General features: G+C 69.3%; 15 protein-coding genes. 7 read left to right on the forward strand and 8 right to left on the reverse strand.

Annotation, left to right across the window (positions count from 1 at the left end):
• The first annotated feature begins 99 nt into the window (after nt 1-99).
• Complete coding sequence (locus ACWGE0_RS33150) at nt 100-1,353, forward strand: MFS transporter (RefSeq protein ID WP_452264846.1); 1,254 nt, start codon at nt 100-102, stop codon at nt 1,351-1,353.
• A 128-nt stretch (nt 1,354-1,481) separates the two neighbouring features.
• On the opposite strand, the gene dnaN is transcribed toward ACWGE0_RS33150, so the two are convergent.
• Genes dnaN through ACWGE0_RS33165 form a run of 3 tightly spaced genes read right to left on the reverse strand, consistent with a single transcriptional unit; the run spans nt 1,482 to nt 3,883 of the window.
• A complete protein-coding gene (gene dnaN / locus ACWGE0_RS33155) occupies nt 1,482-2,573 on the reverse strand; it encodes a DNA polymerase III subunit beta (RefSeq protein WP_452264847.1) in 1,092 nt (363 codons plus the stop codon).
• 48 nt (nt 2,574-2,621) lie between these two features.
• On the reverse strand, nt 2,622-3,512 hold the full coding sequence (locus tag ACWGE0_RS33160) for a Gfo/Idh/MocA family protein (protein WP_452264848.1): 891 nt from the start codon (nt 3,510-3,512) through the stop codon (nt 2,622-2,624).
• Nucleotides 3,513-3,526: 14 nt separating this feature from the next.
• Nucleotides 3,527-3,883 carry a hypothetical protein gene (locus ACWGE0_RS33165; RefSeq protein WP_319968947.1) on the reverse strand — a complete coding sequence of 119 codons (357 nt, stop codon included), beginning with the start codon at nt 3,881-3,883 and terminating at the stop codon, nt 3,527-3,529.
• A gap of 39 nt (nt 3,884-3,922) precedes the next feature.
• Between ACWGE0_RS33165 and ACWGE0_RS33170 the strand changes: the two genes are divergently transcribed.
• Nucleotides 3,923-4,717, forward strand: coding sequence for an NUDIX hydrolase (locus tag ACWGE0_RS33170; protein ID WP_452264849.1), 795 nt, complete (start codon nt 3,923-3,925; stop codon nt 4,715-4,717).
• Nucleotides 4,714-5,523, forward strand: a complete 810-nt coding sequence (locus ACWGE0_RS33175) for an MBL fold metallo-hydrolase (protein ID WP_452264850.1) — start codon at nt 4,714-4,716, stop codon at nt 5,521-5,523. Before ACWGE0_RS33170 ends, ACWGE0_RS33175 begins: the two co-directional genes overlap by 4 nt.
• 4 nt (nt 5,524-5,527) lie before the next feature.
• Here the strand turns inward: ACWGE0_RS33175 and ACWGE0_RS33180 are convergent, their stop codons facing one another.
• Genes ACWGE0_RS33180 through ACWGE0_RS33195 form a run of 4 tightly spaced genes read right to left on the reverse strand, consistent with a single transcriptional unit; the run spans nt 5,528 to nt 7,896 of the window.
• On the reverse strand, nt 5,528-6,673 hold the full coding sequence (locus ACWGE0_RS33180; protein ID WP_452264851.1) for a hypothetical protein: 1,146 nt from the start codon (nt 6,671-6,673) through the stop codon (nt 5,528-5,530).
• A gap of 11 nt (nt 6,674-6,684) precedes the next feature.
• Nucleotides 6,685-7,287, reverse strand: a complete 603-nt coding sequence (locus ACWGE0_RS33185; protein WP_452264852.1) for a hypothetical protein — start codon at nt 7,285-7,287, stop codon at nt 6,685-6,687.
• A 1-nt stretch (nt 7,288) separates the two neighbouring features.
• The gene (locus tag ACWGE0_RS33190; protein ID WP_452264853.1) at nt 7,289-7,744 is read right to left on the reverse strand and encodes a RidA family protein; all 456 of its coding nucleotides are present in this window, start codon (nt 7,742-7,744) and stop codon (nt 7,289-7,291) included.
• Nucleotides 7,741-7,896: a DUF4177 domain-containing protein gene (locus ACWGE0_RS33195; protein WP_090069797.1), complete on the reverse strand. Its 156-nt coding sequence runs from the start codon at nt 7,894-7,896 to the stop codon at nt 7,741-7,743. The genes ACWGE0_RS33190 and ACWGE0_RS33195 overlap by 4 nt, the downstream gene beginning before the upstream one ends.
• Nucleotides 7,897-7,964: 68 nt before the next feature.
• On the opposite strand from ACWGE0_RS33195, the gene ACWGE0_RS33200 reads away from it, so the two are divergent.
• Genes ACWGE0_RS33200 through ACWGE0_RS33210 form a run of 3 tightly spaced genes read left to right on the forward strand, consistent with a single transcriptional unit; the run spans nt 7,965 to nt 10,377 of the window.
• Complete coding sequence (locus ACWGE0_RS33200; RefSeq protein WP_452264854.1) at nt 7,965-8,216, forward strand: hypothetical protein; 252 nt, start codon at nt 7,965-7,967, stop codon at nt 8,214-8,216.
• Nucleotides 8,217-8,260: 44 nt separating this feature from the next.
• The gene (locus tag ACWGE0_RS33205) at nt 8,261-9,253 is read left to right on the forward strand and encodes an ArsA-related P-loop ATPase (RefSeq protein WP_452264855.1); all 993 of its coding nucleotides are present in this window, start codon (nt 8,261-8,263) and stop codon (nt 9,251-9,253) included.
• The gene (locus ACWGE0_RS33210) at nt 9,250-10,377 is read left to right on the forward strand and encodes an ArsA family ATPase (protein WP_452264856.1); all 1,128 of its coding nucleotides are present in this window, start codon (nt 9,250-9,252) and stop codon (nt 10,375-10,377) included. Before ACWGE0_RS33205 ends, ACWGE0_RS33210 begins: the two co-directional genes overlap by 4 nt.
• On the opposite strand, the gene ACWGE0_RS33215 is transcribed toward ACWGE0_RS33210, so the two are convergent.
• The gene (locus ACWGE0_RS33215) at nt 10,378-10,668 is read right to left on the reverse strand and encodes a WhiB family transcriptional regulator (protein WP_319968956.1); all 291 of its coding nucleotides are present in this window, start codon (nt 10,666-10,668) and stop codon (nt 10,378-10,380) included. It lies immediately after the preceding gene.
• Nucleotides 10,669-10,905: 237 nt separating this feature from the next.
• Here ACWGE0_RS33215 and ACWGE0_RS33220 point away from each other — a divergent pair, with 237 nt between their 5' ends.
• A complete protein-coding gene (locus ACWGE0_RS33220; protein ID WP_452264857.1) occupies nt 10,906-13,344 on the forward strand; it encodes a transglycosylase domain-containing protein in 2,439 nt (812 codons plus the stop codon).
• The last annotated feature ends 3 nt before the right edge of the window (nt 13,345-13,347 follow it).

Here is a 13,347-nt window from a genome sequence, read left to right on the forward strand (position 1 = left end):
TTTCACCCGGTCATCCCATTCCTGTGACCTAATCGCAACCGTGGTGACCCTGCGCACCTGAACTGGTACATCCGTACCAGGTTTGACATACTGGTACACATGTCCCACTCTGCCCGTCTCTCCGACTACCGTGCTGCTCTGACGACTCCCGGCATGCGCGGCCCTGTCGTCGCGTCCCTGCTCGCCCGCCTCCCGATCGCGATGGTCGGACTCTCGCTGCTGCTCTACGTCGAGCGCGCGACGGGGTCGTTCGCGGTCGCCGGCCTGGTCTCGGGAGCGGCGCTGGTGGGCGTGGCGATGGGTTCCGTCGTCCAGGGCCGGCTGATGGACCGCTTCGGTCCCACCCGCCCGTTGATGATCGTGAGCGCGTTGTTCGCGGTGTTCGTGACCGTCTCGGTGCTCGCCGTCGAGGCGGGTTCGCCGGTGTTCGTGCTGGTCCCGCTTGCTCTCGGCGTCGGTTTCAGCGAGCCGATGGTGGGCTCGGCGTCGCGGGCGCTGTGGGAGCGGATGGTGCCGACCGGCCCGACGCGCATGGCGGCCTACGCCTACGAGGCCATCAGCATGGAGGTCTTCTTCATCCTCGGACCGGGTCTCGCCGGTCTGCTGCTGGCGGCGCCGTGGGCGGGCACCGGCGTGGTCGTGGGTGCCGTGCTGATGGTCGTGGGCGCACTGTGGTTCGCGACGAACCCGGTCGTGCGCGCGTGGGGCCCTGTCACGCAGACGCCGCGCCCGTTGCTCGGCGCGTTCGCCTACCCCGGCATGCGCACGGTGGCGCTGGCGGCACTCGGCTTCGGCGTGACGATCGGTTTCGTCGAGGTGGCCGTGCCGGCGTTCGCGAAGGCGGCGGGCCAGGCCTCGATGGGCGGCCTGATGCTGTCGCTGTGGTCGATCAGCTCGGTGATCTTCGGCGTGCTCTACGGCATGCGCCCGTGGCCGCGCCCGATGCACCTGCGCCTGCCGGTGCTGCTGGGCGGCTTCGCCCTGCTCTCGCTGCTGCTGGCGATCCCGGCCACGCTGCTCGGCCTAGGCCTGGCGCTGTTCGTGGTCGGCACCCTGATCACGCCGCAGTCGACCGCCCACTCGGCGTCGATCGAGCAGGTCACGCCGAACGGCATGGCCGCGGAGGCGTTCGGCTGGGTGATCACCTCGGTGACCGTCGGCCTCGCCATCGGCCAGGGCCTGTCCGGCCAGCTGATCGAGCACTTCGGCACGCGCCCGGCGTTCGTCGCCGCGGGTGTGGCGGGCCTGCTGATCGCGCTCGCCGTGTGGCTGCTGCGCGGCACCGTCCGCCGTGGCGTGCCCACCGCCGAACCGCTGCCGGCGCGCTCCGAGATGGACCTCGCCGCGCGCTGAGGCAGGGGTTCGCGGGCTTCGTTCGATGTCAGCCGCGGCTGAGATGGCTCCCGATGGGGCTGCCTCAGCCGCGGCTGTCGCGTACACGGACCTGCCGGCGCGTTCCGAGATGGACCTCGCGGCGGACGTCAGGCGACTGAGCGCATGGGCACGACCAGGTAGGTCAGCTCCACGCCGTCCTCGCCCGGCGTTGAGGTGAGCACCGTGGAGCGGAGGCCGTCCTGGATCTTCAGCTCGATCCGGCGGCCAGCGAAGGCCTTCAGCGCGTCTGCCAGGTAGCGGGCCTGGAAGGTCTTGGTCACGCGGTCGCCGTCCACTGTGGCCTTGACGAACTCCTCGGACTCGCCCTGCTGCGGGTCGCTGCCCTTGACCCTGACCTCGCTGTCCTCCACCTGGATGGTCACCGCCTGGTGCGGGCCGCCGTAGGGCGTGGCTCTGCGGACGGCGCGGGCGAGCGCGTCCGCGTCCACGAGCACCGTGCTGTCGATGACTGCCTCCAGGAGTCGGCGCGCCCGGTCGTCCGGGAAGGGAGCGGCCAAGAGAGCGGTGGAGATCGAGTTGTGGTGCCAGGCGAGGCCGATGCGGTCCTCGTTGGCGTGCAGGGCGACCTTGCCGGTCGCCTGCCTGGCCGCCTCGACGATGGCCTTCGCTGGGACCAACAGGTCCAGTTGACCTTCTTGTTCCCACGGCAATGTGGCGTAGGCCATGCGGTAGCGGTCGGTCGCGATGACGTGCAGCTTCTGTGCGTCCGACTGGATCCGGATGCCGGTGAAGATCGGCAGCGCGTCGTCCTTCGAGGCCGCGCCGGCCACGGCCGCGATGGTCTTGAGCTTGTCGGCGTCGACGTGGCCCTGCAGCTGCGGCAGTTCCGGGATGCCGGGGTGGTTGTTCAGGTCGAGCAACGGGATCGCGAACCGCGACGACGGCGTGCGGATCGCCAGCCGCTGGCCTTCGACCTTGAGCCTCACCTGCGGTTCGTCCAGGGCCTGGAGGGTCGCGGCCAGCGGTTTCGCCGGCACGAGCACCTCGCCCTCGGTGTGGACGGTGGCGTTCACGGACAACCGCACGCCGTGCTCCTGGTCGCTGCCCGCGATCTCGACGTCCCGGCCCGCCCGGATGCGCAACCCGGCCAGCACCGGGTCGAGCACGCGGGTGGGCAGCAGCCGCGCCACCTCGGCGGCGGCGCCGGCGAGCTCGGCTGTCGTGGCGGTGAGGTCCATGCGAGTGAAGCTAGCGGGGACCCCTGACAATTTTGGACGGCCGGAGCCTCAGGCACCTGCCTTGCGACGCGCCAGGTCGATGACGCGCTGCAGGTGCAGGCCGCGCCGCACGTCGCACTCGTGAGCGGTGGTGCCGCTGTGCACCATGGCCACGAAGTCGTCGAGCAGGTTGGTGAAGCAGTCCAGGGCGGACGTGTCACGGCTGTTCAGCGTGCGGTGGCCGTTGGGGCCGAACACGGTGAAGTCCGCGAACGGTGGCTGCAGCGGCAACGACAGGGTCAGCGACAGGGTGCTCGTGGCCCCTCCCGCGTGCTGCAGGATCAGCTGCCACAGGCCGGTTTCGGAGACGTTCGCCGCGATCACGTCGGTGATCTCACCCAGGGCCGCGTCGAGCAGGTCGAACGCGTGCGGGCCGATGTCGTCCAGCGCGCCCTTCTCGTGGCGCCACGGCGAGTTCGAGAACGGGCCGTCCAGCAGGGCGCCGGTCAGCCAGCGGCCGTCGGCGCCGGTCCAGCCGCCGGTGCGGTGCAGCTGGGCCAGCAGTTCCTTCGTCTCCGGGGCGTAGCGGCGGGTCAGGACGACCAGCGAGGCGACGCCCGCGTCGGAAACGGCCGCGGCCAGGCGTTCGGCCACCTCGACCGACTCCGCGATCGGCTTCTCGAGGATCACGTGCTTGCCCGCGTTCGCCGCCTCGATCGCCATCGGGCCCTGGACGGCCGGCGGCACGCAGAACGCCACGGCGTCCACAGTGGACAGCATCTCGGTGAAGTCCGCGAACGGTTCCGCGCCGTGCTCACGGGCCAGTTCCGCGGCCGCCTCGGCACGACGGGCCCACACGCCGGTCAGCGTCGTGCCGGGATGGTTCGCGACGCCGGGAGCGTGAATCATCTGAGCCCACGGGCCCGCACCGACAAGTCCTACGCGCAGCTGTTCGTCCACTCGCACATCCTGCCTCAGGAGTAACTCGCCTTGGGGACGAAGATCTCGCCTCCGTTGTCGAACTTCAGCCGCATGCCGTCGCCCGTCGTTTCGCGGTCCGGGTCGTGTTCCCAGCCGCTGGGCACCGTCACGACGTGACCGCGGTCCGGCGTCGGGCCGAGCCAGATCTCGTAGTAGGTGCCGCCTACCAGCCGTTCGACCTTCTTCACGTACACGCCCGGTGCGGTCGACGTCGGATCGACGCTGATCACGGTCGTGCGGTCCGGCACGAACATCACCACGCCCGCGACCGCGGTGAGGCCGGTGCCCATCACCACGCCCAGCAGGAACAGCAGGATCTTCACCAGGCAGCCGGAGACGTTCGTCGCCATCACACCATCCTCGAGTAAGCGCGGTCGTACGCTCGGAGGATGCCCGACGACATGACCTTGCCGGGAAACCTGGTACCCACCTCGCCGGCCGCTCAACCCGCCGAGGCGCGTGACGCCGTCACCGTGGTGCTCCTGCGAGACGGCGACGACGGCCTGGAGGCCTTCCTGCTGCGCCGCGTGAAGGGCATGGCGTTCGCGGGCGGCATGACGGTTTTCCCCGGCGGTGGCGTCGACCAGCGCGACGCCGACACGTCCGTCGCGTGGACAGGTCCGGCACCGCAGTGGTGGGGCGAGATCTTCGGCATCGACGCCGCGACGGCCCGCGCCTTCGTGTGCGCCGCCGTCCGCGAGACCTTCGAGGAGTCGGGCGTACTGCTCGCGGGTCCCGACGCCAACTCGGTCGTCGCCGACACCTCGATCTACGCCACCGCACGGCAGCAGCTGGTCGACCGCGACATCTCGCTCGCCCAGTTCCTCGCGGTCAACAACCTGGTGCTGCGCGCGGATCTCCTGCGACCGTGGGCGAACTGGGTCACCCCGTACGAGGAGCCCCGCCGCTACGACACCCGCTTCTTCGTCGCCCAGCTGCCTTCCGGGCAACGCGCCGACGGCGAGACCACCGAAGCCTCCGACGCCTCCTGGCAGACGCCCGCAGAAGCCGTCCAGGACGCCCAGGAGGGCCGCCGCATGCTCATGCCGCCCACCTGGCGCACCCTCGAGGAGGTGGGCGCTCTCGGGACCGTCGAGAAGGTCATGGCCGAGGAACGCAGCGTCGAGAAGATCATCCCCAAGCTCATCCGCGACGGCGACGTGATCCGGGTGGTGTTCCAGTGAGCGGCTCACCGTTGATCGGCGCCCGCGCCGCGCACCCCCAGTACGGCGAACTCCGCCAGGTCACGCCCCACGCCGCCGTGCTGCTGGCCGACAACCCGTCCCCGATGACGCTCGACGGCACGAACACCTGGCTGCTCAAGGCTCCGGACGCGGACAAGTACGTCGTCATCGACCCGGGCCCGCTCGACGACGCCCACCTGAAGCGGATCGCCGCAGTCGGCCCGATCGCCGAGATCCTGCTGACCCACGGCCACCCGGACCACTCCGAAGGCGCCCGAGAGTTCGGCGAACTGGTCAAGGCACCGGTGCGCGCGCTCGACCCGACGTTCACCTACGGCTCGGAAGGCCTCGTGGACGGCGACGTGATCACCAGCGCCGGTCTGGAGCTCCGCGTGCTGGGCACGCCGGGCCACACCAGCGACTCGCTGTGCTTCGTCATCGACGGTGAGGCCGTGCTGACCGGCGACACGGTCCTGGGCCGCGGCACGACGATCGTGGCCCACCCCGACGGCAAACTGGGCGACTACTTCGAGTCGCTCAAGCTGCTGGCCGAACTGCCGGACAACACCGCGGTCCTGCCAGGACACGGTCCCGAACTCGCGGACGCCGGTGACGCCGCGCGGGCCTACCTCGCGCACCGGACCCAGCGCTTGGAACAGGTCCGCGCAGCCGTGGAGTCGCTCGGCGGCTCACCGACCCCGCGACAGGTCGTCGAGGTCGTCTACGCGGACGTGGACAAGGTGCTGTGGCCGGCGGCGGAGTGGTCGGTCCGCGCCCAGCTGGAGTACCTGCGTTCGGGTCGCTGAGGGGCTACTGGGGCTGGTGCCCGTTGTTCGTGACCCCGTACGCCGACTGACGCGACGAGGACCGGTCGATCTGCCAGCGACCGCTGTCGGCAGGCTTCGTCCCGGTCTGCTCCCGCTGCGCCAGCTCCTCGTGCAGCTGCTGCAGCAGGGCCCGCTCGCGCTCGCTGAGGTTCGCGTCCACCGACGACGGCTCGGCGGGCTCGGCCAGCGCGGCCTGCAGCGCCGCCAGCTCGTCCGCCTTCAGCTCGGTGGTCACCTCGGCCCGGTTGATCGGCATGGGCTCGGCGAGCACCTCGACCTCGGGCTCGACGGGCGCCTTCGGGATGCGCTTCACGGGCTTGGGCGGGAAGGGCTGGGAGCCCTCGAGTGTCGGCGACGACGAGCGTGCGCGACGTGAGCCGGTCTCTTCCAGTGGCTCCGGCGCCGGTGTCGGCTCGGCCACCGGCGCCGGAGCGGGAAGTTCTTCGTTCTGGTCGAACCAGGCGGCGGTGGGTTCGTGCGCCATGGCCGGCTGGTGGGCCACCTGCGGTGGCGCCATCGGGGCACCGGAGATCGGCACCACACGCGAGGCCGTCACGGCGGAGGCGTGGTAGTCGCTGAGCTGCGTGCCGACGGTCAGCACCTCGACAGAGGCCCGGACGCCCGCCTTGCGCAGCACCGAATCGACCCGGTAGGCCGTCGCGGGCGCGAAGCCCTGCGGTCCGATGTCCACCAGCACCACGCGTTGCGGCAACGGGCCCGGCGTCGATCCTGCGGGCGAAGAGCGCCACACGCAGCGCACCGAGCGCACGTCCGGCAGCACCGACACCGCACGGGTCAGCGGACCCGCGATGTCCGCGGCCGGGTCGGACTCGGAGGTGAAGCGGTGGCGGACGAACGGCAGCATCTCCACGACCGGCAGGCGATCGGTCAGCGACCCGTCCGAACGGACCTCGTGCAGGATCCACGTGATGGCCGCCCGCTCGTCCGGCAGCACCGGGATGCTGCCCGCGAGGAGCGTGCCGAGGAGCATCTCGATCGCGCGGTCCAGCTCTCCGACCGCGAGGAACTCGCGCGCCTGTGACAGGGCGGCGTCATCGACGCGCCCCGCCATCGACAGCAGGAGATCGTGGAGACGGACCGGCAGAGCGACACCGTCGTTCGTCGTCACGTCAGCTCTCCTTAGCTGAGCACCAGGTGCTCATCGGACTCGGCGCCGGCACACACCAGCTCCGATGCCGCCAGCGCCGCCCGGTGGTAGGGCGGCAGGTCCAGACCGGACGGCACGACCTCAACGCACGGGTCGTGTTCGCCCAAAGCCCGCAGAACGCGCTGCAACTCGCCGGTCAGCCGGGCGTGGCCGGTGGTCGCCGCCACCAGCAGAACGCGGTTGATCCCCGTGGGACCGATGCGCCAGCAGGAGCGAACCTCACCGACCCCGTGCCGGCCTCGCAGCGTGGCACCGAGCACGACGGTCGCGGAATCCCCCATCGACACCCGATCGGGTGATTCCGGGGAAAAGGTGTAGTCGGTGGGTGGCAGTTCGTCCAGTCCTTTGACCGAACTGACAGCACCCGGTTCCGCCCCGTAGGGCACGAGCGCGTCCTGCAAAAGGCGCATCTCGTGTTCCGTCAGAGGGATGCGTCCGTGCAGCAGAGTGCGCGGCAACGACCGCGCGAGCACCGCATACGCGTCAGAAGCGGCCCAGTCCCGGTACCGCCACAGCAGGTCGTCCGGCAGGCGCCCGGCGAGCCGCAGCAGCAGTTCGTGGCACGTGTCCGACATGTCACACCTCGACGATCAGTTCGATCTCCACGGGAGCGCCGATCGGCAGCTCTGCGACCCCCACGGCCGACCGGGCGTGCTTGCCCGCGTCTCCGAAGATCTCACCGAGCAGCTCGGAGGCACCGTTGATGACACCCGGCTGCCCCGTGAAGCCCTCGGCGGAGGCCACGAACCCGACAACTTTCACGACTCGCTTGATCGAGTCAATCCCCACGAGCGCGTGCACGGCGGCGAGCGCGTTGAGGATGCAGGTCGCGGAGTACTGCTTGGCCTCCTCGGGGGAGACCTCCGCGCCGACCTTGCCGGTGGCGGGGAGCTTGCCGTCGACGAACGGCAGCTGGCCGGAGGTGAACACCCACGGCCCGCTCTGCGTGGCGGGCACGTACGCGGCGAGCGGAGCGGCGACGCCGGGCAGCTCGATGCCGAGCTCCTTCAGGCGGGTGCTCCAGGTGCTCATGCCTTGACCCGCTTCAAGTACGCGACGTGCTGCTCACCCGTCGGGTTCGTCAGCACCGTGACCAGCTCCCAGCCGTCATCGCCCCACTGGTCGAGGATCTGCTTCGTTGCGTGGATCAACAACGGCACCGTCGCGTACTCCCACTTCGTCATGCGCGGAGCCTAACTTGCCACCCGATCGACCTCTGCGCGGTTCTCGCAGATCGGGCTACCTTGATCACATGGAGACCTGGCGGATCATCGCCACCAGCCTGTTCGGCGTGGGCGGGCTGGTGATGGTGCTCGTCGCCATGGCCCAGGTGCGTGATCGCAAACACAGCCAGCGCGTGGAAGTGATCCAGGCCGGGCTGATCGGGCTCGTGATCGTCGTGGTGGTCACGGCCAGCATCGCCCTGTGGCTGCCCTCGGTCGTCGCGTGGGCGTTGGTCGCCGCAACCGCGATGGCCGTTCTCTTCCTCACCATGGCTGATTGACCGACAGGTCCACACCTGACCGATTTCACACATAGTCTGGACGTGTGACGTCTTGGACCGAGGAGCTGACCCGAGCCCGTCTGCACGTGGTCTCCGGCAAGGGCGGCACCGGCAAGACCACGATCGCGGCCGCGCTGGCGCTCGCGCTGGCCACCGGCGGCCGCCGGGTGCTGCTGATCGAGGTCGAGGGCAGGCAGGGCATCGCCCAGCTCTTCGACCGGGCCCCGCTGCCCTACGCCGAGGAACGGATCGCGTCCGCGCCTGGCGGCGGTGAGATCCACGCGCTCGCGATCGACGCCGAGGCCGCGCTGCTCGAGTACCTCGCGATGTTCTACAACCTCGGGTTCGCGGGCCGCACGCTGCGCAAGATGGGCGCCATCGAGTTCGCCACCACGCTCGCCCCCGGCCTGCGGGACGTGCTGCTGACCGGCAAGGTCAAGGAGTGCGTGAACCGCACCGGCAAGGACGGCCGCCACCTCTACGACGCGGTGGTGCTGGACGCGCCGCCCACCGGGCGCGTGGTCAAGTTCCTGGACGTCACCAAGGCCATGGCCGACCTCGCCAAGGTCGGCCCGATCAAGGGACAGAGCGACGGCGTGGTGCGGCTGCTGCACTCCGGCGACACCGCGGTGCACCTGGTCGCGCTGCTGGAGGAGATGCCGGTGCGCGAGACCCTGGACGCGGTCGCCGAACTCGACGGCGCGGACCTGCGACCGGGCGCGGTGCTGGTGAACCGGGTCCACCCGGCCCGGCTGCCCGCCCGTTCGGTGCCGGTCGCGGCGGAGGGCCGGATCGACGAGTCGAAGGTGCGCGCCGGGCTGCAGGCCGCCGGACTGGATCTCGACGAGTTCACGCTCGAAGGTTTGGTCGACGAGACGGTGGAGCACGCCATCCGGGTGCAGTCACAACAGGAAGCGATGGAGCTGCTCAGCCAGTCGGACCTGCCGACGGTGGAGCTGCCCGAGCTGAACGACGGGGTGGACGTGGCCGCGTTGTACGAGCTGGCCGAGGTGCTGGTCGCGGCAGGTGTCCGGTGACCACCAGGCTCGACTTCGACACGCTGCTGGACGACCAGGGGACGCGCGTTCTCGTCTGCTGCGGCTCCGGCGGTGTCGGCAAGACGACCACGGCGGCGGCGCTGGCGTTGCGGGCGGCCGAACGCGGCCGGCGGGTGGTCGTGCTGACCATCGACCCGGCGCGCCGCCTCGCGCAGTCGCTGGGCCTGCGGGAACTCGACAACCACCCGCGCGAGGTCGTCGTCGAGGGCTTCGAGCCCAAGGGCGAGCTGTTCGCGATGATGCTGGACATGCGTCGCACGTTCGACGACATGGTGCTCACCCACGCCGGCCGCGACCGGGCCGACCAGATCCTGTCGAACCCCTTCTACCAGACCATTTCCTCGTCGTTCTCCGGCACGCAGGAGTACATGGCGATGGAGAAGCTGGGCCAGCTGGTGGCGCAGGACGAGTGGGACCTGATCATCGTCGACACCCCGCCGAGCCGGTCCGCGCTGGACTTCCTGGACGCGCCGCAACGGCTGTCGACGGTGCTCGACGGCAAGTTCATCCGAATGCTCTCCGCGCCCGCGCGCGCGAGCGGCCGAGGGTTGCTCAAGATCGTTGGAACCGGTTTCAGCCTATTCACACGTGCTGTGTCGACGATCGTCGGTGGCCAGCTGTTGCAGGACGCGTCAACGTTCGTTCAGGCGTTCGACAGCATGTTCGGTGGATTCCGCGAACGCGCACAACGCACGTATGAGCTGCTCCGCTCACCGGGCACCGGATTTGTCGTGGTGGCGGCCGCGGAGCCGGACGCATTGCGCGAGGCCAGCTATTTCGTCGAGCGTCTCAGCGCCGAAGGCATGCCGTTGTGCGGGCTGGTCGCGAACAGGACTCACCCCGTGCTCGCGACGGACCTGCCGGGAGCGAACGCGCTCGCGGCGGCCGACGATCTGGACCGCTCGGGTGAGGCGCCGCTCGCGGCGGCGGTGCTCAGGCTGCATGCGGACCGGGCAGCAGTCGCCAGTCGGGAGAAGCGGCTGCTGGCCCGGTTCACACGTGCTCACCCCGGTGTCGCGCTCGTCGGCGTGCCTGCTTTGCCCGCTGACGTGCACGACCTCGACGGCCTCCGAGAGATAGGTCGTCGACTCGCCGGGGAATAGCTATCCGACCCTGGAGTCCTCGTGGTGCTCCTGACGTGCGGTGTCGAGAAGTTCGAACCACGACTCCACGTCAGGACGGCGGCGCAGCAGAGCACGGCGTTCGCGCTCGGTCATGCCTCCCCAGACCCCGAACTCGATCCTGTTGTCCAGCGCTTCGGCCAGGCATTCCATGCGAACTGGGCAACCCAGGCACACGAGCTTCGCCTTGCGCTGCTCCGCACCTCGGACGAAGAGCTGGTCCGGCTCCTCATCTCGGCACGAAGCGTTGATACGCCAATCCCCCTGGTTCATATCCCCCACTCCTCAGTGCTGTCCAAATGTGGAAATCCGCCACACCCCTGCCACGGATGCCGTAGCGTTCGAGCCACGGCTGCATTCCTTGGACGTTGACGGACTGTAGTGCCGTTCGGTTCCACGTCCAACCCTGGGTCACCCGACTGTTACCTGTCTTGCGTATCTCTACTCATGCTGAGTAACGACCCTTACTGATCACGCTCACCCGTTCGTGTACGGCGTACGCTGACCCGCGTGCGAGTCAGGAATGGCGTGCTCAAGATGCTCGGCCTGTGCCTGCTGGCCGGGGTTCTCCTCGCCGGCATGCTGTTCCCCGTCGTGGGCGCCACGGGCCTCGTGTCCAACCGCGCCAGCGACACCGTGGACAGCATCTCGGCCGACCTCGTGACCACGGATCCCCCGTTGATCACCACGGTCACCGACAAGGACGGGCAGCCGATCGCCTACCTGTTCGACCAGTACAGAGTCCTGACACCGCCCGAGAAGATCTCGCCGACCATGAAGGCGGCGCTGATCTCCGTGGAGGACCGCCGGTTCTACGAGCACCAGGGCGTGGACTGGAAGGGCACCATCCGCGCGGGGCTGACGAACCAGGTCAGCGGCTCGGTGTCACAGGGCGCGTCCACGCTGACGCAGCAGTACGTCAAGAACTACCTGGTCCACGTCGTGGCGCGGAACAACAAGCTGGAGCAGGCCAAGGCCCAGGAGCAGACCATCGCGCGCAAGATGCGCGAGGCCCGGATCTCGTTGCAGCTGGAGCGAAAGCTCGGCAAGGAGGAGATCCTCGCCCGGTACCTCAACGTCGTTCCTTTCGGTTCGACGATTTACGGCATCGCGGCGGCGGCGCAGGCTTACTTCAACACGACTCCGGACAAGTTGACGGTTCCTCAGGCCGCGATGCTCGCGGGAATGGTGAACAGTCCGTCAGCACTCGACCCCGAAGCGTATCCGGACAAAGCTTTGGACCGGCGCAACAAAGTGATCGACAGGATGGTCGAGAACGACAAGCTGTCGCGCGACGCGGGTGAGGCCGCGAAGAAGGAAGGCCTCGGACTCGCGAACCCGGTTCGCACACCACCGAACGGTTGTGTCGGTGCCGGTCCGGAAAACGGTTTCTTCTGCTCTTACGTCGTGAACTACCTGCAGCGCGCGGGATTCAGCGAGGAACAGCTGCGCACCGGCGGTTACACCATTCAGACCACTTTGGACAGAGCGGTCACCTCGACGGCGAAGGCTGCCGCGGAGGCCGGCGTCGGCAAGGGCACCCCCGGCATCGCGAACACGATGGCCGTCGTGAAGCCCGGCAAGGAACGCCACGCCGTGCTCGCGCTGGTCGCGAACCGCGACTACGGCCTGAAGGCGGACCAGAACCAGACGACGTTCGACCTGCCCAGCGGCGTGGAGAACAAGTTCGGCGCCGGATCGGTCTACAAGGTCTTCACCGCCGCCGCGGCCCTGGAGAAGGGGCTCGGCATCGAGAACGTCATCCAGACGCCGACCTCGTACACCTCGAGGGTCTTCAAGGGTGGCGCCCAGCGCTGCCCGTCGACCGGTGAGCCCGGCACCCGCTGGTACTGCCTGAACAACTTCGACTCGAGCTACCCGTCGTCGATGACGCTCCAGCAGGCCCTGCAGACGTCGCCGAACACCGGCTTCGTGATCCTCGAAGAGCAGACCGGCATGGACGCCGTGGTCGACATGGCGTCCCGGCTGGGCATGCGCGAGACGATGGCGACGAACCTGCAGGGCACCCGGCCGGACCCGAAGGCCAAGGACAAGCAGAACCGCATCTCGCAGACCGAGTTCTACAAGCAGGGCGGCGGCAACGCGTCGTTCACGCTGTCGCCGGCGCCGGTGTCCACTTTGGAGCTGGCGAACGTCGTCGCGACCATCGTGAGCGGCGGCAAGTGGTGCCCGCCCACCCCGATCGCCAAGGTGCTGGACCGCAACGGCAAGGCCGTGCAGGTCAACGAGGCCCAGTGCGAGCAGGTGGTGGCCGAGGGCCTCGCGAACGGCCTGGCCGCCGGCATGAGCAAGGACGACCAGGGCAACGGCACCGCCGCGGCGGCGGCCCGTGCGGCCAAGTGGACCCGCCCGATGATCGCCAAGACGGGCACCACAGAGGAGTACAAGTCGGCCGCGTTCATCGGCGCGACCCCGGACTTCGCGGGCGCCGTGCAGACGTTCAACGACGGCATCACCCCGCGCCCGATCTGCGTGGGCGGCGCGCCCCGGCTGTGCCCCGGCGGCAACATCTTCGGCGGCACGATCCCGGCCAAGACGTGGTTCGAGACGATGTCGAAGATGCACGCCTCGCTGCCGGTGTCGCCGCTGGCACCGGTCGAGCCGCGGTACCTCAAGGGCGGCCGCGAGATCCAGATTCCCGACGTCGTCGGCCGCCAGGTCAACGATGCCCTGCGGACCCTGGAACAGGCCGGCTACAAGGTGAACCTGCAGACGGTCAACTCCGAGCAGACGAAGGGCACGGTCGTGAGCCAGACGCCGCGCGGCAACGCGTTGCGCGGCACGGTGATCACGCTGTCGGTCAGCTCGGGCTACGTGCCGCCGCCGGTGGCCACGGAGCCGACGAACCAGCCGAACCCCCCGACCAACCCCGGCAACCCGAACGAACCGCCACCGATCACGCTGCCGACCGAACCCACCCGCAGGTAGTCG

It is taken from the genome of Lentzea sp. NPDC054927, assembly GCF_053610285.1.

Excerpts from the sequence above, each read along its gene's own strand:
- ACWGE0_RS33190 (WP_452264853.1), bottom strand. The coding sequence starts at position 7,744 with ATGAGCACCTGGAGCACCCGCCTGAAGGAGCTCGGCATCGAGCTGCCC.
- ACWGE0_RS33150 (WP_452264846.1), top strand. The coding sequence starts at position 100 with ATGTCCCACTCTGCCCGTCTCTCCGACTACCGTGCTGCTCTGACGACT.
- ACWGE0_RS33195 (WP_090069797.1), bottom strand. The coding sequence starts at position 7,896 with ATGACGAAGTGGGAGTACGCGACGGTGCCGTTGTTGATCCACGCAACG.
- ACWGE0_RS33170 (WP_452264849.1), top strand. The coding sequence starts at position 3,923 with ATGCCCGACGACATGACCTTGCCGGGAAACCTGGTACCCACCTCGCCG.
- dnaN (WP_452264847.1), bottom strand. The coding sequence starts at position 2,573 with ATGGACCTCACCGCCACGACAGCCGAGCTCGCCGGCGCCGCCGCCGAG.
- ACWGE0_RS33200 (WP_452264854.1), top strand. The coding sequence starts at position 7,965 with ATGGAGACCTGGCGGATCATCGCCACCAGCCTGTTCGGCGTGGGCGGG.
- ACWGE0_RS33165 (WP_319968947.1), bottom strand. The coding sequence starts at position 3,883 with ATGGCGACGAACGTCTCCGGCTGCCTGGTGAAGATCCTGCTGTTCCTG.
- ACWGE0_RS33215 (WP_319968956.1), bottom strand. The coding sequence starts at position 10,668 with ATGAACCAGGGGGATTGGCGTATCAACGCTTCGTGCCGAGATGAGGAG.
- ACWGE0_RS33185 (WP_452264852.1), bottom strand. The coding sequence starts at position 7,287 with ATGTCGGACACGTGCCACGAACTGCTGCTGCGGCTCGCCGGGCGCCTG.